Here is a 23024-nt window from a genome sequence, read left to right as displayed (position 1 = left end):
TCGATTTTTCATTCATATAGCATTCATTCCTCAATTAGTTAATTTTCCGATCATCTATATCGTAAATCCCAATAGCATATGAATCATTTTCAATCCATTTCTTTACTGCTTCTGTTTTAAGTACAACTTCAACTTCTTTTTCTATTTTCTGTCCAAGTTCTCTCGCCCCTACTTCATCATCGCTAATCTTAGTTTTTATATCAATGGTAACAGGTTGATTCTTTTTATAATTTATTTGCTGAATACCAAACCCTTCATATCCATTTTTTCTGAATACGTCATCAAATATATGTCCAAAAACTTGATTCCATCTACTCTCTGCCTTTACAACTTCTCTATTTCTTTGAGTTATATTGATTTTATAAGACGTTACACCTTGTATCACCAATCTTTTATTAATATCATTTTTTATTTCGTTACTATCTTCGCTATCAGCAATCTCTAAATCTAATATTCTTTCTTTTTCATCTCTTATAGCAGCACTAAAAAAAGATTCCTCCTTTACCGCTGCTGTGGCAATATCCATCACTATAGAATCTTCACTTTTAGCATCTTCAATGTCATTCTCACAGGCACATAATAAAGCAAGTGGAAATAAAAATACAAGTAACTTCTTTCCCTTTCTCATGCAGCACCCCTCCATATATTTTCATTTACGATAAACTTTTTACTTTGACATATAAATACCTTCTTTAATTATTAAATTTAACATTATTTCACATTTACCCCACTTAACAAGGGAATTACAATTAATAAATAGAATATCTCTATGAATAAATACAAAGTGAGGGATATATAATGCAACGTGTAAATACGATTGATATTAGTAATGTACTACAATTGGAAAAAACTCTTTCGACTTTATTAAATAAAATGATTTCTTCAAAACTAGACCTTGAAAATTGGTTAAAAGAGCAGTCAAAAGTAATTTGGGACATCGAAGAACAATTAAGATCACATTACATCGCCTTTCAATGTAATACGGATGATGAAGAAATAAAGGATACTTTTGAACATGATCAACAATTTGTAAAGCCACTTTTAAAGCGATACCAAAATTTATTGGATAATAAATATTTAGAGTCACCTTTTCGAATGGAATTAGATTCTAATGTATATGGTTTATTAGATACAAAAATAAAAAATGCTCAAAAGTTATTTTGTGAGGAAAATATCGAATTAGAAATAAAGGAAGACAAATTAGTCACAGAGTACTTTGAAATCACTGGAGGATTAAGTGGAATTTGGGACGGAGAAGAAAAAACGATAACAGAATTACAATCCTATTTACAAGATTCGAATCGTGACACCCGTAAAAAGGCAAAAACCATTATTTCTGAACAATTTTTATCTGTTGAAAAAGAACTGCAAAACATATTAAATCAATTAATTGAAATTCGCCATCAAAAAGCAAAAAATATTCAACTAGAGAATTATCGCGATTATATGTTCAAAAAATACGAGCGTTTTGATTATTCAGCGATAGATTGCTATGAACTAGCTGAATCCATACGTAAGTATGTTGTGCCTCTTAAAGATAAAATATTGCTAGAGAAAAAAGATAAACTGCAATTGGATACACTTCGCCCGTGGGATGTATCAGCTGTAACTCCAGATCAAAAAGTACTTAAACCTATTGCAAATGAAAATGATTTAATTGAAAAGAGCACTCATATCTTTAATAAACTAGATGTTGAATTTTCAGCACTTTTAAACCGAATGTATAAACACAATTGTCTTGATTTAACAAGCCGCAAAGGAAAAGCAGCTGGTGGCTTTTGTGAGTACTTACCAGCTTCACAATTATCTTATATTTTTATGAACTTAAATTATACACAAGATGATATTGTCACTTTTATACATGAAATGGGTCATAGTATTCATAACGAACTCATAAAACCATTAAAATTACGACAGTATATAGAAATTCCAGCTGAAACAGCTGAGCTAGCCAGTATGACAATGGAGTTATTCTCGCTTAATTATTGGGATACCTTCTATACAGACAAAAAAGATTTAAAACAAGCAAAAATTAACTTCTTTAAAGATGTTATTTCATATTTACCTATTATGCTTATTGTCGATCAATTTCAACACTGGCTGTATGAAAATCCAAGTCATACTTCTAAAGAAAGAAATGAAAAATACTTACAACTTCAAAAACATTATCAGTCTAGCGTCATACATATTGATGGCTACGAAAACTGGATAGCAACGAGTTGGTTACCTGTACTCCATATTTTTGAAGTACCATTTTATTATATTGAATATGCGATCGCCCAACTTGGTGCATTACAAATGTATAAACAATATAAAGAGGATCCTAAGCAAGCGCTAGAAAATTATAAAAAGGCATTATCACTAGGAAGCTCGCAATCTATAAAAGACGTGTATGATGCAGCCGGTATTCGTTTTGATTTTTCTGGTGAAACAATTAAAGAACTAATGCTATTTGTAGAAAAAGAATTAGAATTACTTGAGCAATTATAAGAAGAAAGCTGCACCTATATTTTTGGTGTAGCTTTCTTCTTTATTTTATTAATCAGTTCTATGTACTGAGTATCTCCATATCCGATTGTAGGAAAAAGATGAAACAACTTCGTTAATAATTCTTGAGTTGATAAATCTTTATTTTTAGAAATGAATTTCATTACTGCATTATCTTCTGTTAACATTTCTAAAAATAAGTCTATAGCCTGATACATTACAGGTGGTACCTTATGGGAGGTCTTTTTATGGTTTACTAATACTTCATTGTATATAGAAGAATACTTCCCCAATTCAAGTTCAATTTGATTTACTTTAAATTCATCCTCTCTAAAGCTATTTAAGTATACCTTCCCTTCATAAACAGACTGTTCAAGGTGAGAAAGTATGGTAAGTAGGTTCATTTGACAAAACATATCTTCACCAAACCATAAAACAATACATTTATAATTTTTCGTAAAAAGTTTTTCTAACGGATCTATAACCTTTTTTGTATAACTTTCTACGGAACTGTTATGTCCTTCCGCTCTTGTTTTAATAAAATCCTCATCAAAAACTTGTGTAGTAGCAGGGTTCACACACATTGCCTCATTAAATGGTGCATAATCAGAATCACCCATTAGCTTTTCGTTTTTAAATTCTTCATACATAACTTGACCATTTAATATGTTAAGTACCTCTTTATCAAATAGCTCACTCTTCCTATCTCGTAACTGTTCAAACTCTATTTTTCTAGAAATATTCATTTTAAACGCCCCTTCTTTATTTAAATTTAGTTTAACAAATGATTGAATAGGCATTTTGTTAAGTTGATATTCTCTTGGATTCATTCCAAAAACATTTTTACATATTCGATTTAGCCGTTCCTATTTATAGTGCGATAGAATATTCATTTGCTGGAAATGGGAATATCGTTGACTATGAGTATTCTATTACAAAAGCACTATTTGAAGGCTACCAAAAGGAAAATGAGCTACCAAAAGAGATGAAAGACAAGTTTCCGTTATTTATTAAATTAAAGGAGATTTTTGAATATAGCTTAATGCATATGTATTGGGATAAAGAAGAATTAACGGAGGAACAAGTACGGATTATGAACCTTTATAGGATGAAGATCGAAAATAAGAATACCTATATCAATATTTAAGAATGCTGTTGTTTAACTGCAAGGAAAATTTGGTTAAACAACAGCATTTATTAATTAGCTGACAGCCTTTTTTATGACTTATAAATACTGATTCAATAATCTTTTCAAATACACTTCATTTTGCGGTGATACTTTTTCAGAAAATCTAGCTGCAATAATTATAGGAGCCCATTGAAAAACTTCATCTCTTGATAAGCCGGTACGACTGCAATATATATGTAAATACATCTCAGCTAATTCTACCGAAGATTGTGAGTACAACAAATATGTTCGAAATACATCTGCGCGAATATCCCCTGAACTAGCATCTACCCAGTCTATAACTTTCACTTTCTCTTCCTTACTCAAAATTAAATTAAATGGATGGAAATCTCCATGACATAGCCTAAAATCAAATGTAATAGAATCTAATTTTAGTAATATGTTTTTCTTTTTGTTTTCATCCAATTTATGTACAGATTTAATTTGACTCTCTAACCTTTCCCTCATTAACTCCATTTCATCTGTATTTACATGTATAGCATGGATTTTTTTTTGCTCATTAACACAAAGGCCGATATAACGCTCTGCCTCATTTAAATTATTAAGCAGAAGATCACCAATGTTGTCCCCTTTTACATGTTCCATAATAATTGCCTGTCTATTTTGTATCTTTATTACTTCAAATACGTTTGGAACTGGCAGCCCGCATGAATACGCATATTTTTGTTTTTTTGCTTCATTCATAGACTCTGTATCTGGGAGGTAATCTTTAAATAATTTTACAACCTTATCATCAGTTAAATAAATTTCTGCAGTATTCCCTTTTGCAATTGGATTACCTAAAACCACTTCATTTCTCCCCTTAACATAAATTAAAATAACACCTTGTACTTCTCTTTAAATTCACTGTAACCCTAGCTAAAACCTTCTTCACGAATATACAAAAAACTTACCGCTTTTCATCCTTAAATAGAAAGCGGTAAGTTTAATTGTTTAGGAATATCAGAATGAAACTCTAATGTATGCACAATTGAAAATGTATATCCTTGCTCAATAAATGATACTTCATTACGTTTACATTCAAATGATACACTATTTTTCTTAAAGTTATTTTGGATTCGCTGTAAAAATGCGACGTCTGGTGTTCCGAAAGAAACGTATACTTTCGGTGATAGAGCTTTCATCGCGATTGGAATCCAAGGTCGCTGCCACCAAGTCGCGACGATATATGCAGTGCCACCTATAACAAAGTTAAAAATATCCCCATCTTCCATCGTTTTCATATTTAGATTTGATTTTAACCATTCCGTAAAAACAGGTACACTTTTAACAGGAAGACCAATTTCCCTTACGTATAAAATGTTTAAAGGTGAGTGTGGTACTAATACATCCTCTTTAACATAACTATGTGCGATAATTTCGAGTAGATTTCCATCTCCGTCTTTAAAGTATAAATTGAATAGACCATTCTCTTCACCAATTACATTTCCATTTTGCCATTTTACAATGAGTAATCCAGAGTCCTTTAACCATTTTGCTGTTTCATGGAATTTTGAATATGGAATTTTGAATATGGAATTTCAAAAGCAAAATGTGCAGGTGCGATTGGTTCATACACTTCTTGAAAACTAATTGTTGTATAAGGTGTTACTTCAAATTGAATGAAGGATGCTGTTTCTTTTTTTATTGGAAAAGATAATATGTCCTTATAAACTTGTTTTACCCCTTCTATGGAAACCGTTTGTAGTTTTATATCTGATATATGTGTAATCACTTTACATTCCCCCTCATTTCTTATTATCTATTCGTATTGTATTACACTTATAAATAGATAAAATCAAACGGAAGGATGGATTTTTCATATAGAAACTACAACTTTAGTATGAATATGTTAGCTCCAATTATTTTTTATTTCCGCTATAACAATTTCTGGTTTATCCCAGTGCAACATGTGTGTAGTATCAGGAATTACTTTTACTATACTGTCCGTTTTCTCTTTAAAAACATTTACTGTCTTATCTCTATAATCCGCCCAAACTTGTGGGACTGTAGCTCGAAGTAATACAATATTAGCCGGTAGCTTCTCATATATATCTATTGTTTCATCTTTATGCATACCTCTTATTATATTACTAGCTGTATTCCCCCTGGCATGCCACCATACTTTATTATCCATTTCGATCCCTAGATCCTTTACAGCAACTTCTAACAATGAAGACCATCTAGTATAAGCTTCTTTTTCACTTTTGAAAAATTCGTCCCAATTATTAAAAACATATTTATCAAAGTCCTTTTCATAATAAGCAATTTCTTCTTCCAACGTTTCTTCTCGAAGCCTTTTTGTTTGATATCCACCATCAATAAGAATACTTCCTTGTACTTTTTCTGGATGATTTAACAAATAAAATAACGCTACAAAACTTCCCCATGAATGTGATAGAAAATAGAAGTATTTGATTCTCAATTCATTTATTATTTCATTTAACCAATTTGCTAAATTGTGCATCTCATAATCTTCTGTTCTTTCAAATGGCGGTGTTTTACCATGTCCAGGTGCATCAACGGAGATAAATCTATACTCTTCTTTTAATTCCTCAGCAATTTCTATAAAACTTAAACTCGTACTACCTAATCCATGTAAACAAAAGATAACGGGCTTGTCATTATTCCCCCATTCAGTAATATGTACATTTATTTTTTCATTGCTAATATAGTAACGTTTCAAAACATTTATCCTCCATATTTTGATTTTTTAATTTACACTTTATTTATTTCTATTATTTTCAAGTATTTCCTGTATTCTTTTCCACACAAAAAGCTGCTTTTCTTTAAATGAAAAGCAGCTTTTACACTAAAATACATTATAATTTAACAGCAATAATCATAAATCTTTTTGAATTCGTACGAATCCCTTTTTCAGAACTATACGTATCAATGAACTTTTGTAAAATAGTAAAATCCTCTTCCTGTTCTCCGAATCTAGGAATAATAGGGGTATGTTTTAATAAGAAAATGAGATCTTCAGACCTACTGTAATAATCAGTAACATCATATTCACGTACTTGCACGAGATCAAATCCTGCACTAATAAGTTCATTCATATAATTTTCTTTTAAAGTACCATCCCGTTCACCTAAGCATTGTCCTCTACCAAATGCTTCTTTCAGGTTTAATTTATCATTCTCACTTACTTGTTGTGTTAAGAAAAAGGCACCCTTTTTCATTACTTTCGCTAACTCAGATGCCAGAAACGGGGCATGACAACTTGAAGCAATATCAAAATGTGCATGTGGAAATGTTAAAGCTTCAGAACCCATTTGAAGAAACTCAACATTTTGTACACCTGATTTTTTCAAGTTAGAATGTGCCGTTGCAATCATGCCGTTAGAATTATCAATTCCAATCAACAATTTAGCTGATGATGCTATGTTAAGTACATTTTCTCCTCCGCCTGTACCAACATCAAGTAAAATATGTGATGGTTTACACCTTTCTTTTACCTCACTATAAAAGTCCCATGTATCTCCTACAGTTTCACATTTTATTTTGCTAAAATCCCATCCATTTAATCTTCCTACTTTATCATAGAAGCTTTTATACTCTAATTCGTTCATCTTATTACTTCCCCTTTGTAAAAATAAATTAAATATGTATAATAACCTACGACACTCTTTAATTATATATTATAAAATACAAATTATTAAAACAACATTTCCCTTCACACTACAATAAGTTTACATAACATTTTTATGGTTTATCTTTATCTATATATTCTAAATGCCCTCTTCCCCAACTACACATACTATCCAAAACAGTACTGACTGTTTTTCCATGTTCAGTTAAGCAATATTCTACTTTAGGTGGTATTTCTTGATAAATTTCGCGTTTTATTAGTTGATCTTGCTCTAATTCACGTAATTGCTTCGCTAACGTCCCTTGAGATATATCTGGTATCAATCGCTTTAATTCACCAAAACGTTTCATTCCATCTGTTAGCAAAATAAACAAAATGAGTGACTTCCATTTCCCACCGATTATTTGTAATGTTGCTATTACCCCTTTTAACTTCGGTTCTTGTAAATCCATTTTTCTCACCTCTCCTCAGATATCATAAAGTGAAACTTTAATCAGTGGGGGTTTTGTTCATCCCACACTGATTATTAGTTGAACCAATCGAGCTTTTACGGGCAATTGATCTCTTACCTAACTTCCTTGCATTTTCCTAACTTTGAGGTGAGAGTTTTACTGCCCGTGAATGCCGGATAAACCATATTTAGAAATTTTTCCTATTACTTATCCGCATGTATAGCGATTAGTACGAAATTTGCGACTATGTACATATAAAGTGCGTACTTTTCACTTGCTCCCTTTTAGCGAATAATAAAAGCATAGCACAGTTAGTTATATTCTAAATTTTTTATTAAAGGAGTGGCTAAAATATGTCTATTACTACATTAAAAAATAGCCGTATTGTTATCATTGGCGGGAGTTCTGGTATTGGATTAGCAACAGCAACACAAGCAATTAAACAAGGCGCACATGTTATTATTGCCGGACGCTCGGAAGAAAAATTAAAAGTTGCTCGAGAAGTAATAAATAACAATCATCTTCAAACTTATATATTGGATAATCAAAATAAAGAGCAATTACAAAATTTTTTCAAGATAGTTGGGAACTTTGATCATTTATTCACACCGGGAGCCTCTTACACACTTGGACCGATTACCTCTACAGAGGAAATTGCTGAAAGTAGCTTCATCGGAAAGTTTTGGCCTCAATATTATGCCGTAAAATATGCAATTCCTTTTCTTTCAAACTCTGGATCGATTGTGTTAATGTCTGGTGCATTTAGTCAAAGACCACTTAAAGGCGCTCCTGCTTATGGAGCTTGCAATGGTGCTATTGAAAGTTTAGGGAAGGCTTTAGCTGTGGAATTAGCTCCTATTAGAGTTAATGTGGTTTCTCCTGGAACAATACAAAGAGAAAATGAACAAAATGAAAATAGACTAGTTGCTTACGAAGCTTATAAATCTCTTTCACTTGTACAACGAGCTGGATTTAATGATGAAATTGCACATACTGTCCTATATTTAATGCAAAATAGTTTTACTACGGGTAATGTATTATTTCCTGATGGAGGGTACACATACCATTAATTATTAAAAATTTAATGCCTCCTTGTATTAACTAGTATTAAGGAGGCTATTATTAACTAAAAAAGGGATATATTAATGTAGGATCTTCTTTCAAAAGTTCTGCTAACAACAATAATTGCGGAAAAGGTCATAAGATTAACTCTTTATCCAGCAACCCCTTTTGTTCTCAAATCATTCCGTCTCCTCGCATAAAAACCGCCCTAATTTCTATTCCCTACAATTTTATATAAAATCAATATTATAAAGTAGGATTCAACAACTTCTTACAGAATTCTATATTTAATACGTATTGGACGGATTATTTTCAAATTCCTCTATAAAAAAGGGAGGTCATATAATTGTGAAATTTGTACAAGAACGAAGATTAACTGTCAAGACAACTTTTTCAAAAGAATACAAGATTTTTATTTTTGGTTTACTCATTTCACGAATCGGGGATTCACTATATACTTTTGCACTGCCTTGGATTGCCTATCAATTAACTGGTTCAGCTGTAATTATGGGTTCTTTATTTGCTGTTAACGTATTGCCAATCGTTTTATTTGGCCCTTTAGTTGGTGTACTAGTTGATCGATATGATCGAAAAAAGTTACTTTGGATGGCGGATATTATCAATATTATTTTAGTAAGTCTCGTACCAATTCTACATGCATTACATCTATTAGAAGTCTGGCATTTATACGTAATTACTTTTATCTTAGCAGTTATGTCCATGCTTTTTGATGTAACAACAGTTACAGTCATTCCACACATCGCAGGTGCATCATTAACGAAGGCTAATTCTTTATATCAAATGGTTAATCAATTGGCTAGTTTGTTTGGTCCAATCATAGCTGGGCTTTTCATATCTTTTATTGGCGGCTTTCAAGTACTTTGGATTAATGTTCTTTCATTTATTGCTACATTAATTGCTGTGATTATATTACCTTCTATGAAAAACTTAAATAAAAAGAATACTGATAAAAAAACATTGCAAAATGTACTAAATGATTTGTTTGATGGATTTAAATGGCTCATAAATGATCGGTTAAATATAGCTTTGTCACTTCAAGCTATGGTAGGTAACTTTGGAGCAAGTGCTGTTTTAGGTGTACTTATGTATTATTTATTATCGACATTAAATCTTACCTCCGCACAAAGTGGTTATAATTATACTTTAATAGGAATAGGTGGGCTTTTAGGAAGCTTAATTGCCGTTCCTTTAGAAAAGAAATTTCGACGTGGTATACTTATTCCTTTACTCCTATTTTTTGGAGCGCTTGGATTAACATTTGCTTTATGGAGTACATATTGGCTTGCTCCTGGAATTGCTTTCGGAATCGCGATGACATGTAATATCACATGGAATACGATTGTTACATCAATTCGGCAGGAAACTGTTCCATCCAATTTGCAAGGACGTGTTTTAGGTTTTTCTCGTGTACTTACACGATTATCTATGCCATTGGGGGCATTAGTAGGTGGAATTATTTCAGCCTACAATCCTGTATTTATATTTGCTTTAGCTGCTTTTACTAAAATAATTGAAGTCTTTATTGCCTTATGTAGTCCGATACGAAAACTGTAAAGAGGAAAAATTATACATTTTGAGATATTAACAAAATAAAAAAAGGCATAAAACATGCCTTTTTTTATTACTTATTTGTTTATTGGATAACAAACTTCTGTAACCCACTTATTAGGATCCAATTCCATCGCTGGGCTCACATGATAAATATTAAACATCGGGCCTGCTAATTTGTAACCCTCTGTCTCAATCCATTTTGCCGCAGCCTCATTTACAGCTGTCATCTGTTCATAACTTCCATTAACTGTTATAGAAGCTACATTAGTCGATTCCATATTTTTAAATGTAACGTCTTTTGTATTTTCGTGCTTACCTAGAATACTTAGCTGTATTTCTATATCTACATCATTTTCTTTGTATTCATGATCATGGAAAACCGCAATACTATAACTCGGTTGGGCAATACTAATATTTTTCATTTGAATTTCTTGCATTAATACACTCCATAAATCACCTTCGCAATTATACGATGGAATAATCTTTCTAACACTAGCTACAGTTCTTTCTGGAATTTCTTTTATTGAAACATGATAATTCATCTCAACAACATCCTCTCTCATCGTTTTCATTGAGTCTTCGAGGAGACGTAATTGTTTTTGGAGGTTATTCATGTCTTCTTTAATTTGAGCACTACGATTTAAAAATTGCTCTTTTATGGTATCTATATTATCGCATTCTATTATTTCTTTGATGGTAGCAATATTAAACCCCATAGCTTTTAACGTTTGAATTTGATTTACTTTTTTTAATTGGTCTGCTGAATAAAATCGATATCCACTCTGCTCATCGACTTTTACTGGTTGTAGTAATTCCACTTTATCGTAGTGTCTCAACATTCGTATACTAATGGAAGATAGTTTTGAAAAATCCCCTATTTTAAACATGATTTCCTCCTATAAGTTACATCTACTTTGAAGCTCAACTTTATCTTAAACAATGACATTGTGTGAGGGTCAACTATTTTTAACGATTTAAATAACAATTTAACATGTTATATTTATATAATTAAAAACCTATATTCCTGTTTTTATGACTACTGCAATTGACAAATCCATCACTAGTTATTTTTCTCAAGACATTCATAAACCGCTATCATATCTCGTTTATCCAACTCACGTATGCGATTAAAAATTGGTATTTGTCCAACAGCTTCTGTTAATAAGCTTTCATTCACAACATCACTTACTTTTCCAGTTAACCACGTTTGTACATCCACGCCCTCAACAACTTCTTTTAACCCTTCGTCATTAATACCACTTGCATTACAAGTTACACATGGAATTGTTAGTTTAAAGACACCATCATGTAGATTATCTTCGGTTATCACTTTCTTACCTTTACAAAATGGACATGGATTACTCTTTTTAATTTTATTAATTTGGGTAACTAATTTTTTGTATCCAAACGCTTCGTATACATACGTAAGTTTTTTATATTTACCATTTGTGAAATACTTATCTATAATGGTTTCTCTCGTTTCATAAACATTAGGGAAATCACAAACAGTTACTTGATTATTAACACTAATGGATTCGATATTTCCTTTTATTTCGTTCCAGAATGGTAAGACATTTTGTAACACCATTTCATAGTTTGAAAAGCTTGCTTGTTCTAATTCAAACATCTTCAGTGCAACTTGTGCTTTTCTTGGCAATAAAGAAACATCTTCTGTCAATACCATATCGCCACCAACAATAGACTTCAATGTAACAAGTGCCGGTAAATCACCAACTGTTTTCAATACTTTATTAATAGGCTGATTGATTATTTCACGAATATCTACGTTACCAAATTTAAGTGGTTTATGATGATTTAAAACCGTCCCCTCACAAATTGGACATTTCATCATTTTTTTTGAACTCTTAATTTCTTCTTTAATAGGTGCTTTTGAAATAACAATATACCCACCAATAATTGTATTAAACCCTACCCATGTTCTACGTGTCTTTCCTTTTTTATCATAAAATGATTTTTCAAAATATCCGTACCAAAACGTATGCTTTTCTTCTTCTGACATATCATTATAGCTCTTTGACAAATCGTGACCAAGCTCATTTTTTATTTCTTCGAATAGAAATTCTATTTTTTCATGCTGATAAAATTTTAATACCTTCATGATTTCTGGATCGAATAGCCCATCCCAAAATGGAACACTTTTATCTTGAATGGCAATATCTTTATCAAAAACTTCAATTTGAAGACGTCCAGAACAAGATGGACAATGATTGTCCTGTGAATAGAAATCAAAACTTCTCGTATCTTTATTAATTGGATGAGCAGCTACAATATGATTAATTAATCCACCAATCTCATATAAGAAACTATATTGACTATATAAATGTCTTTCAAGATCAATAGCAATAACAGGTGCGATTGTATCAGATTCATATTCACCATAAATTAACCTAGCCATTGATGATAAACTTTTTAAAATACCGCCCTTATAAACATTTTCGGCATTTTTAAAATAGTTAATATGATTTTCTTCTAAATAGTGAACTCCTTTTTTCTGCTTAAGCATTGAAGAGATATTTATTTTCTTTGTGCTATTCACATTACTTTTTTGACGATAGTAATCCTCATGATTAACAACATCCAAATGCTCTACAGATTCATTCTGCCTTTTTCCAAAATCAACTATATAATCAGAGCTTTCTAACATGTAACGATTATGCTCAATCATAATGATAGAAACTGATTCATCTTGCAGAATACCTCTAATACTATCGATAAATTGATTTAAAATATTTTGTGATAAACCTTTTGAAGGCTCATCAAAAATGAATAATGTATGTGGATTTCTAGTGTTTGCAAATAATTCCGAAACTAAATGAACACATTGAAACTCACCTGTCGATAATGTTTGTGTTTTTCTCTCTAATGTTAAATAGCCAAGTCCTAATTTAATTAGTAGGCTCAAACGTTTATAAGCGATATCTTCATTTGGAAGTTCATCAATAATATCCTCAATCGAGCGCTCAAAAATATCATCAATGTCTTCACTATACTTTGTCAGTTTCTTTTTAATATCTAGGAAAGTTGCTACAGTTGATCGACTTGTAATTGATTGATTTCGGTCTTGTCCTACCATAACTAATTTATCTTTTGGATATCGTTTCAAAAAATCTGTAGCTAGACATTCGTTGACAAGTGTAGATTTCCCACATCCTGATTCTCCTGTAACTGTTACAAGCCTGTTTTTAGGAATTTGAAACTCAGCTATTTGGATATTACGGCAATATAAATCATAGAATGTATAAAATTCTGTTGGTATTTCTTTATTTCGATCCCACAGTATTGACTTTGGTCTTGGTGATTCTTCCACAATTTTCCCGCCATATTTTCCGCTACCAGGTCCAAAGAACAATTGCTCATCAGATGTATCTAGTACTGTATCTGAATGATCAATAAGCCAAATTTGATTTTTACACCCTAATCGTTTAATCTCTTCTAAAATTTGTAATAATGTTTCATGATCAAGTCCAACTGAAATCTCATCAATAATAATTACAGCATTTTCACTTACTGCCATGAATTCAGCCAAATAAAGTCGTGTTAACTCTCCACCTGACAACGTACCCATAATTCGATTTAATGTTAAATAACCAATGTTCATATTAATAATATTTTGCAGTATATGCTGTTTTTCTTCACTAATATTCAATTCTTTTGCTAGTGAAAGAATAGATTCAACACTTAAATCATTAATATTTGAAATTGAATGTGGCTTGGCCAACAAATCAATTTCATGTTGTTCAATTTCTTCACTATAACGTTTTCCCTTACATTTTTTACACTCAACATTTTTTGTAGTACCACGGCCTTTACAACCAGTACACCAGCCTAATTGATTATTAAATGAAAAGACCTCTGGAGAAAGATTAAATACTTCAGCAAGTTTTTCCCGAACCTCTGTAAAAACACCAGTATGAGTACCAATCGTTGAACGCGGATTAGACGAAATCGATGATTTTCCTAGAAAAAGTACTAAAGGCATTTCTTCCATCTTAATGGCACTAAAATTTGTTTCCATAATGTTAGGAAATAAATATTGATATTCAGCCTTTGGTAATAAAGAAACTAATCGTTTTTTTGATTCTTCACCAATTGTTTGGCAAAAAGTTGTTTTACCCGATCCAGATAAACCAGCAATTCCAAACGATTTATTAAACGGTATAGTTGCATCTAATTTATTTATGTTATTAGCAATTAATTGATTTACTTTCATATTAACCTCTATTCTTATTTATTCACAAAAGCATTTTTACAATATAATAATTACATAATGAATATTATCTATTATGCAATTATCCTCTCACTTCATGAATCTTATCCTTGTATATTTCAAACCACTGTTGCCATTCATCTTTAGAAAATTCTTTCTCTTCTCCTTCTAAAACGAAAGAAAAAAGATTTAAACAAATATGCCAACCAGCTACATCTCTCGGTGTATGATCTGTTAATTCATGAATGTACTCTTTAAGAAGTAAAAGGGTACCATTTTCCTCATTATGTATTTCAAATCTGACACGGTCTTTATCCCAAGTAAATTCAAGTACTGAGTTTAGTTGACACTCTAAAATATCAATATTTATGAATGAACCGTCCATCATGTCGAACTTTATTATTCCAGCAGTTTTAAGGCTTTCAATCTGTAAATTGGGCATCCATTTTTTCAGCTTACTGTTTTCTGTTAATACAGACCAAACTTCTTCTGCCGTATATGGAAATTGGCGTTCAAATTTTACAATATATCCATCAGTTAGTTTCCTAATTTCAGCTATCATTTTGATTGTCTCCTTATATAGAATATATGTTCCCATTTCATTTTACACGAATATAAATATAAAATAAATATTTATGTCAACGAAGTGTTAATTTAAAGTGAATGGTGCTGAGAAAAACTTAAATATTTTCTAAATCGAATTATATAATATTGAAAATTAAATATAGATTTATGTACAAATAAAAAAGCCGCATTTGCGACTTATGAAATCATAGGATTAACTCCTTTTTTGTTGAATGATTAGCGCTTAATCGCATCGACAATTAGCGATGGAAAACCAAGTTTATCGCCTTTATTTCTAGAATCATACCTTTTCGAACGGAAAATAACACCGTCGTTTGCATCCCATTCGTTGTAATAAAACCGACCATTTTCATCACAATATTCAAGTAAAACTACCTCGAATCCAGCAGTTTCAAACATTTTCGTTAATGTTATATAATTATGAACGATTTTATGACTTGCTGCTGGATGATCTTTCGGACCGGGGCCCCCTATTTGAACTATATTTTGATATGCCTCATCCTGAAAGAATGCATCAGGGACTCCGCACCGAATATGACCAGATGGTTTTAAAAATTCATAACAAATTTCAGCTGCTCTTACACCTTCTTCAAAAGTAAGGTGTTCCCATACATGCTCAGCTAAAATAGCTGAAATAGAGTTGTATTCAAATCTTCCTTCCCACGTAGCTTTATCTAGTAAGTTAAGTTCATCTTCTTGCGTTTGAATCCAACCTGGATTATTATTAAACACTCCAGCTCCGACAACTACTTTAATTTCGTCTTGTTTTATTGCCACCATGTTCACCTCTTGAATATTTTAATTCATTAACATATTCTATGTTTACTATTATCCTTCCTCCTTCAACAAATTTAGTAACATGAGTCCAGTACAATACCGAACTCATGTCCTAAAAACTCTCTAACGCAACGATCTGTCTAACTCTATAAAATTAGTTCATAATATACGATTTTTCTTATAGAAATATAGCACAGCAAACATTAGCATAATACCAATTACGTAAAAAATTGTTGTTCCACTCCCACCAGTATTAGGAATTACCCAATTATTCTTCGCATTTTTCACTGTTATTTTTTGTGTCTTTACTGCTTCTGTAATTTCTATTTCTATTGGATCTCTAAGTAACATGTATCCGTTCGGTGCTTTTATTTCTTTAATCGTATACTTTCCAATTGCTAATTGGTTGGAAATCACCTTTCCTTTTTCATCCGTTATTAATCTACTAACTTCTTTCCCTTCTTTATCTAACACTTGAAATACAGCGCCTTTTAGCTTTAATTCACTATCCATATCATCAACTTTTTCAATTTCAAATTGCCCAGTCGGATCTGGCAATTTCTTATTTCCTATTTTAATTTCTACTACTGCATCTTTTTCTATTTTTACAGTTATTTTTTCTTTTAATAATTCGTAACCTTTAGGTGCTTCTACTTCCACTAAGGTATAGTTTCCTATTGGTAAGTCTTTTGATATTACTTCTCCTTCTTCATTTGTTACTAGTTCTCCAACTATTTTTCCTTTTGAATCTTCTATATGAAACTTTGCCCTTGCTAGTTTTTTATTTTTATCACTTATGTCTACTTTCACAAGCTTCATTTTCCCCATTGGATCTGGCAATTTCTTATTTCCTATTTTAATTTCTACTACTGCATCTTTTTCTATTTTTACAGTTATGTTATCTTTTAATAATTCGTAACCTTTAGGTGCTTCTACTTCCACTACGGTATAGTTTCCTATTGGTAAGTCTTTTGATATCGCTTCTCCTTCTTCATTTGTTACTAGTTCTCCAACTATTTTTCCTTTTGAATCTTCAATTTTAAACTTTGCTCCTGCTAGCTTTTTATTTTTATCACTTATGTCTACTTTCACAAGCTTCATTTTCCCCATTGGATCTGGCAATTTCTTATTTCCTATTTTAATTTCTACTACTGCATCTTTTTCTATTTTTACAGTTATGTTATCTTTTAATAATTCGTAACCTTTAGGTGCTTCTTTTTCCACTAAAGTATAATTTCCTATTGGTAAGTCTTTTGATATCGCTTCCCCTTCTTCATTTGTTACTAGTTCTCCAACTATTTTTCCTTTTGAATCTTCAATTTTAAACTTTGCTCCCTCCAATTTTTTATTATCATTATTACTATCAACCTTTTTTATTTTTACTTTTCCTGTACTAGGCTTGTTCCAATGTTGCCAGTTAAATTTGAAATTGTGAAATTCAAATCCACCAGTTTGTTGTACCGCACCGACAAATGCTTGTCCATTAATCGAACCGCCTTTTGTTTCTAATACAGCATTGGGGGCAAACACACTACCAACGACACCATATCCCTCTGTTATAATTTTTTTCGCATTTGGAAAAACCCAAATCACTTTCCCATATAGCTCAGTAAACGGGGAATTAGGAGAATATGGTTGTGATGTAGGAACTATATCTGTAGCCCTTCCAATATTGTTCGTGTCATATAGAATAGACCCATTTTTAAATGTAACCTCTGTTGCATCCGAATACATAACAATAAAATCTTTGTCCTTAGCATTTGGTAAAAATACATCTCTTATATCTAAATTAATTTTCCCTGTCAATTCTGATGAAACATAAATATTAGGATTGTTTATATCTTTTCCGATTCCATGACTCATATTTGGAATTGGGGTATTCGTTTTATATTGACCTGCATTTTTACTGACTTGGTTCACTATATTGCGAAATTCATTAAATTTCGCGTCAATTTCTAGTTTTTCTTTATAAACGATACGATCATAAGAGGATTGTATGATGCGATCTGGATCACTCTCTTTTGTCATTACGACTATTCCGTTTTGAATGATAAAAGATTCTTCTCTTGATTTCTTAAATTTTCCAGAAAATAACAAGGACGGATATCCCTCATCACCCCATTTTTCACCTACTATATTAGATGTTCCCGCTGCAGCACCTACAATCGTATACCCCGATGCATCCATATCACCTTGAACTGCAATTGCTCCTTCAATGTCGCCACCTATTGCTTTATGGTTACCAAAGACAACAGCATTATAACGCGATATATCTCCTAGACCTTCTAAGTTAGTCGTGGATCCATATGCTTCTTTTGGTACATATACGACAAAACTTACACTTAACATTAACAAAACAATAAAATGAATACTTACCAGCTTTAATCGTAGCCTCAATTCCTTTGTTCCCACCTTTACCGTATTTTTTCTATAGTCGAATAAAATGAAATTTTTATTAATGATGATTTACTTCATCTCCTATATACCTTCTTTACTTATCTTTGAATTTCCGGTCCCACTTCCCATTAATACAGGATAAATACATACATTCTATCAAGTAAACCTTTTCTTATAAATTTCGACTAGAAACACACATAACAATAGGATTGTAACTATTACAGTCCACTTATTAAATATAACTATCTCTGTACTCACTTTTTGTTTTTCTTTCTCGTTTAACTCCACACGCTCACCTCGAACTAGCAATCTATTGGTGTTTATTCCATAAGGCGTACACGTAATTAAAGTTGTATAATCTTTATTTTGTACAATTTGTAGATCGTCCGTTTCGTGTGGTAACACTACTTTAATTTGATCTACTTTATAAGCAAGAACTTTGTCTAAAGAATGAAGATAAAAAAGATCTCCTTTGCTCAACCTATCTAAATCTGTAAATAATTTTGCTGATGGTAAACCACGATGCCCTGTTAAAATAGTGTGCGTATTTTCTCCACCTACCGGGAGCGAAGAAAAATCTAAATGACCTATCCCGCGACTCAATACTTCCTCAGAGGTCCCTTGATAGATTGGCAGTTTTATATTAATTTTCGATATTTCAATATACCCCATTACATCTCCTAAATTTAACGCATCAGCATACGCTTGATGATTACTTTTTTTTTCAGAAAATGGATCTGTAAATGTTTTCGCAGAAGTTTGAACTTGTTTATTATATTCGGCTGCTTCTTTTTCCCTACGTTCGACTTCTTTCTTTTGTAATGCTTTAATCTTCTTATCGTAAGAGCTAATCTCAGAATAATGTGCACGGGTCGCCAACCAATTACTAATAGTAGGATATAAAAAAATACCTAATCCAAATAAAAAAATACCTCCCAAAACAAGATTTCGTTTCATATTTCCACCTCTGTATATGCTTAAATATCGAAAAGAGGGAAGCATTTTGCTTCTCCTCTTTTCATATGGTTACATGTTCCTAAAATCTTAATTTCTAGCAAACTTTTTTCTAAAGAAAACAAATGCCGCTGTAAGCATTAAAGTAAGGCCTATTACAGTAAAAAGAGTCGTTCCTATACCACCCGTTACCGGAAGAATCCATCCACTTTTATTATTTTCTATCGTTAATTTAACCGTTTGATTATTTTCGCTAATCTTTACATCAATGGGGTCTTTTAATAATTGATAAGAAGTTTTTGTACCATCTTCTTTTGTATATGTCGGTGCTTTCGTTTCAAAAATTTGATAGTCTCCATATGGAATGTTAGACCATTTAATAACACCATTTTCATCTGATACACCTGTTACTTCTTTTCCTGCTACGACAACTATTTTTCCATTATTATCTTTAAGTACAAACTCTGCACCTTTTAATTTATTCTTATTAGCACTATCAATTTTTGTTAACTCAATTATTCCAGTTGTCGGAATAACAACTACAGGTTTAGATTCCTTTTCTCCAATTACATCATTTTTATTTGTAAAATGTATTTTTGCTGTATTTAAAATTTCCGAACCAGATGGTACTCCTTCTTTTACTTGGGATTTAATTTGCAAATGAAATTCTTTTTTACCATCTAATTTTGTGAAATCTTTTACTGTAGCTGTTACTTTTTGACCTTCTATAGCTACCTCAACAACGTTTGCATTTACTTCTGCTCCATCAATTTTCACGATTGGCTTTCCTTGAATCACTAAACGATTATCCAAAGTATCTGTTACCACATATTTTTTGTATTCCTTAATGTCTTCTGGAATTAATGTTTTAATATCATAATTATAATTAGTTAACGGATTTATTGGTAACGCTTCCAATTTTCCGTTAATTTTTTTATCAATTGTTGGTTCTTCATTGTTTTTCACTTCTATTTTAACTACTGTACCAGAAGTAATAGTTCCATCTTCATTAATTGTTCCGGAGTTCTTAACAAAAAACTCACGTTTAGTTGGATCTATTACATAGCCTTTCGGAGCTTTTGTTTCTTGGAAATAGTATTCTCCATACTCCAATCCTTGCACTCGGATATGGCCATTAGCATCTGTTGCTAACTCTTTTTTCACTTCTGTACCGTCTTTTTTAAATAAAGAGAATACTGCACCTGCTAATGCTTTTTCATTTACACCAGTTTTTATTAAATCCACTGCACCACGTTTAATCTCATTTTTGGGATACATGTGAACATCATAGTTTAGCACCTTACCCTCTTTATTCGTTAATGGGATATCCACTGTATACGTATTGGGATTTAGATTCACATGTGGAGGTCCTGCCACTTCTTTCACCTCATAACGTCCTAGCGGAAGATCTTTTAATACAGCTTGTCCGTTATCATCTGTTACTACTTGATTTGGAGTGGCTCCCATTACAGGTTTTACGTCTTCTTTTACGATTTTCCCATCGTTTGAAATTTTTTCAAAAGAAGCAACCCTTTTCACTTCAAACGTTACACCTTTTAATGGTTTCACATCTTTTGGCACCTCTTGATTTGCAGAACCGTCACCTTCTAGTCCCTGCGCTCCATCTTTTTCTTGTTCATACTTATGAATCGTTAAAGTACCTTTAGATGGTGAATCTGCCTTTACTAATACACTAGACCATGTAGAAAATGTTAAGAATAACACTAAAAGCACACTAAATATTTTTTTCATTTCTCTTATCCCCTTTACTATTTCTATCATTTTAAAAATTTCTTTATTACTATTACCTTCTTAAAAGCAATAGTGTGCCAAGTATCAGATTTAAACGAATAACATAAAACATAGTCGTCCAACAATCCATTGTTTACAATCACTTATTCACTTTTCTTATCTTCTATTATTACGTTGTCTCTCCACATGATATATGTAATTTTCTCCCCTAAATTACACGTATATCCCTATTTCAAGAATCATTACATTTGTTACATAATAGCTTTCACTGCTAATTTCGACTAGTCACTTACTGTCAATCTATTCATTTCTCACTTCCTATCCCTATTTAAAATCCAATCTTAATCATTTTTTAATACATATAAGTAATAACCAACAAATAAGTTTGACGATTCATATTTTACGTTACTGTCCAAAACTATTACTTGTATATTCAAATAATATGTGCTATTCATGTTAAATTATGGTATTATTCTTAGAAGTTTATAACTTTTATTTATATTTTTTATTGATAAAGGTTTTCCGTATCTACTTATGAAAAAGGAATATATGTTTATTTAACTATTACGCATAACTGTAAGGAGGAAGAATATGACTAAAAAACTCAGTCTAGTTGAGATAGAGTACATTTGCAATATGTTTTTTCAATCTTTCGAAATTCCAGTTTGTTTTTTAGATTGTAACAAAAATATTCTTTTAGAATTTAAATCAAAAAATGATTCACATTCGTTATATACATCAAAAATAGAAGAGTTACATATGCTTTTTCAGAGAAATGATACATATAATTCCCCCATCTTCAGAACTCACGAATATCTAGGGCACTTTATTTTAATTCACATAAAGAGCGATTATATGGTGAACGGTACTGTTATTATTGGGCCCTTGACACATGTGAATTCTTCTACAAGTAAAGCGGATAGTAACCTTAATTTTATTCCAAATTATAAAAGAACAAGAGACCATTATTTTTCATTGTCAGTCAAAGATCAAAATTTCTTTGTAAATATAGCGATATTGTTCTATAACATTCTCTATAAAAAAAATTCAGATGTAAGCACCTTTTCAAATAACAGTGACTCACTTCATATAAGTCATAGCAGCATCTTAAACGAAGATGTATATATTTCAATGCAAAAAGATGAATCCATTTATCATAATTTATATATAGAGCAGCAACTACTTAGTTCTATAGAAGAAGGGGATAAAGAAACCGTACTCAAATATTATTACGAATTCCAACAAGAGACTCTTTCATCTTTATCTTCATTCCATCAATTAAGACGTCATAAAAACATTTGTATTTCATCCATCACGCTCGCTACTAGATATGCGATAAAAGGGGGACTTCCATCTGGGATTGCTTACAAAATTTATGATTTACATATTCAAAGAACAGAAGATTTAAAAGACAAAGAATCTGTTTGGGATTTATTAAAAAATGCTTTTTGTACCTTTGCAGACCGTGTAAAGGCACAAAAAACACAGCAACATTCACAGACTATTGCTATTTGCAAAAACTACATTTTTAAAAATATTTACAATCCAATATCTGTTAAACAACTTGCTAAATTTGCAAATGTGAATTCAGATTATTTATCTATATTATTTAAAAAAGAAGTCGGTATTTCATTAATTGAGTACATTCAGCGTGAACGAATCGAAGAAGCAAAGAAATTATTAACTTTCACCACCTATCCTTTATCAGACATATGCGCTTCGCTTAATTTTAGCGATCAAAGTTATTTCACTAAAATTTTTAAAAAATTCACCAATGAAACACCTGGTAAATATCGAAAATCTCATGTTGTCATTTAGAGTGAAACTTCCATTAAAACAAAATGTTTTCAGTAACTCATCAATGGCAGATTAGAAGCACTCCCAGATTCATGAACTATAGGATTTATGCTTTTTCCAAACCAAAAAACACGTTACTATTCTTTTATTTTAATGAGAATAGTAACGTGTTTTTTATGTAATGTAGTTTTGTAGACA

General features: G+C 31.5%; 18 protein-coding genes and 1 pseudogene. 5 read left to right on the top strand and 14 right to left on the bottom strand.

Translation table 11 applies throughout. The features are described 5' to 3' along the window. Positions 1–34: 34 nt before the first annotated feature. A complete protein-coding gene (locus ACX9TM_RS13000) occupies positions 35–628 on the bottom strand; it encodes a DUF4030 domain-containing protein (protein ID WP_001225383.1) in 594 nt (197 codons plus the stop codon). 170 nt (positions 629–798) lie between these two features. Here ACX9TM_RS13000 and ACX9TM_RS12995 point away from each other — a divergent pair, with 170 nt between their 5' ends. After that, positions 799–2490 (top strand): M3 family oligoendopeptidase, encoded by a 1692-nt coding sequence (locus ACX9TM_RS12995; protein ID WP_001190028.1) that lies wholly within the window; start codon positions 799–801, stop codon positions 2488–2490. Between the two features lie 14 nt (positions 2491–2504). On the opposite strand, the gene ACX9TM_RS12990 is transcribed toward ACX9TM_RS12995, so the two are convergent. Then, entirely contained in the window at positions 2505–3317 is an 813-nt protein-coding gene (locus tag ACX9TM_RS12990; protein ID WP_001069556.1) for a hypothetical protein, read from the bottom strand. Between ACX9TM_RS12990 and ACX9TM_RS12985 the strand changes: the two genes are divergently transcribed. After that, positions 3308–3634, top strand: a complete 327-nt coding sequence (locus tag ACX9TM_RS12985; protein ID WP_002195523.1) for a hypothetical protein — start codon at positions 3308–3310, stop codon at positions 3632–3634. The genes ACX9TM_RS12990 and ACX9TM_RS12985 overlap by 10 nt on opposite strands. A 78-nt stretch (positions 3635–3712) precedes the next feature. On the opposite strand, the gene ACX9TM_RS12980 is transcribed toward ACX9TM_RS12985, so the two are convergent. The 5 genes and pseudogenes from ACX9TM_RS12980 to ACX9TM_RS12960 form a co-directional block, all read right to left on the bottom strand. Next, complete coding sequence (locus ACX9TM_RS12980; protein WP_000242836.1) at positions 3713–4465, bottom strand: aminoglycoside phosphotransferase family protein; 753 nt, start codon at positions 4463–4465, stop codon at positions 3713–3715. Between the two features lie 116 nt (positions 4466–4581). Continuing rightward, positions 4582–5390, bottom strand: a pseudogene (locus ACX9TM_RS12975) (VOC family protein). A gap of 117 nt (positions 5391–5507) precedes the next feature. Continuing rightward, positions 5508–6341 (bottom strand): alpha/beta fold hydrolase, encoded by an 834-nt coding sequence (locus ACX9TM_RS12970; protein WP_000833447.1) that lies wholly within the window; start codon positions 6339–6341, stop codon positions 5508–5510. A 136-nt stretch (positions 6342–6477) separates the two neighbouring features. Continuing rightward, positions 6478–7230 (bottom strand): class I SAM-dependent methyltransferase, encoded by a 753-nt coding sequence (locus ACX9TM_RS12965; RefSeq protein ID WP_001003873.1) that lies wholly within the window; start codon positions 7228–7230, stop codon positions 6478–6480. Between the two features lie 133 nt (positions 7231–7363). Beyond that, positions 7364–7702 carry a winged helix-turn-helix transcriptional regulator gene (locus ACX9TM_RS12960; RefSeq protein WP_000365536.1) on the bottom strand — a complete coding sequence of 113 codons (339 nt, stop codon included), beginning with the start codon at positions 7700–7702 and terminating at the stop codon, positions 7364–7366. Positions 7703–8055: 353 nt separating this feature from the next. Here ACX9TM_RS12960 and ACX9TM_RS12955 point away from each other — a divergent pair, with 353 nt between their 5' ends. Then, on the top strand, positions 8056–8772 hold the full coding sequence (locus ACX9TM_RS12955; RefSeq protein WP_000029108.1) for an SDR family oxidoreductase: 717 nt from the start codon (positions 8056–8058) through the stop codon (positions 8770–8772). Between the two features lie 340 nt (positions 8773–9112). Beyond that, a complete protein-coding gene (locus ACX9TM_RS12950) occupies positions 9113–10339 on the top strand; it encodes an MFS transporter (RefSeq protein WP_000673890.1) in 1227 nt (408 codons plus the stop codon). A gap of 71 nt (positions 10340–10410) precedes the next feature. Here the strand turns inward: ACX9TM_RS12950 and ACX9TM_RS12945 are convergent, their stop codons facing one another. From ACX9TM_RS12945 to ACX9TM_RS12915, 7 genes are all read right to left on the bottom strand, one after another. Next, complete coding sequence (locus tag ACX9TM_RS12945) at positions 10411–11223, bottom strand: MerR family transcriptional regulator (protein ID WP_000472635.1); 813 nt, start codon at positions 11221–11223, stop codon at positions 10411–10413. A 173-nt stretch (positions 11224–11396) separates the two neighbouring features. Next, entirely contained in the window at positions 11397–14567 is a 3171-nt protein-coding gene (locus ACX9TM_RS12940; protein ID WP_063219960.1) for an ATP-binding cassette domain-containing protein, read from the bottom strand. 79 nt (positions 14568–14646) lie between these two features. Next, positions 14647–15126 (bottom strand): SRPBCC family protein, encoded by a 480-nt coding sequence (locus tag ACX9TM_RS12935; RefSeq protein WP_000559863.1) that lies wholly within the window; start codon positions 15124–15126, stop codon positions 14647–14649. Between the two features lie 239 nt (positions 15127–15365). Then, positions 15366–15929: a class I SAM-dependent methyltransferase gene (locus ACX9TM_RS12930; protein WP_000225731.1), complete on the bottom strand. Its 564-nt coding sequence runs from the start codon at positions 15927–15929 to the stop codon at positions 15366–15368. 156 nt (positions 15930–16085) lie between these two features. Continuing rightward, positions 16086–18323: an MSCRAMM family protein gene (locus ACX9TM_RS12925; protein ID WP_065212717.1), complete on the bottom strand. Its 2238-nt coding sequence runs from the start codon at positions 18321–18323 to the stop codon at positions 16086–16088. A gap of 156 nt (positions 18324–18479) precedes the next feature. After that, the gene (locus tag ACX9TM_RS12920) at positions 18480–19280 is read right to left on the bottom strand and encodes a class C sortase (RefSeq protein ID WP_072770207.1); all 801 of its coding nucleotides are present in this window, start codon (positions 19278–19280) and stop codon (positions 18480–18482) included. Positions 19281–19367: 87 nt separating this feature from the next. Then, entirely contained in the window at positions 19368–21029 is a 1662-nt protein-coding gene (locus ACX9TM_RS12915) for an LPXTG cell wall anchor domain-containing protein (protein ID WP_000719303.1), read from the bottom strand. A gap of 591 nt (positions 21030–21620) precedes the next feature. Here ACX9TM_RS12915 and ACX9TM_RS12910 point away from each other — a divergent pair. Next, positions 21621–22847: an AraC family transcriptional regulator gene (locus tag ACX9TM_RS12910; RefSeq protein WP_000162827.1), complete on the top strand. Its 1227-nt coding sequence runs from the start codon at positions 21621–21623 to the stop codon at positions 22845–22847. The last annotated feature ends 177 nt before the right edge of the window (positions 22848–23024 follow it).

Source organism: Bacillus sp. LH1, from assembly GCF_057924895.1.
Note: the sequence above shows the minus strand (reverse complement) of the source record. Positions and strands in the feature narration are given on the sequence as shown.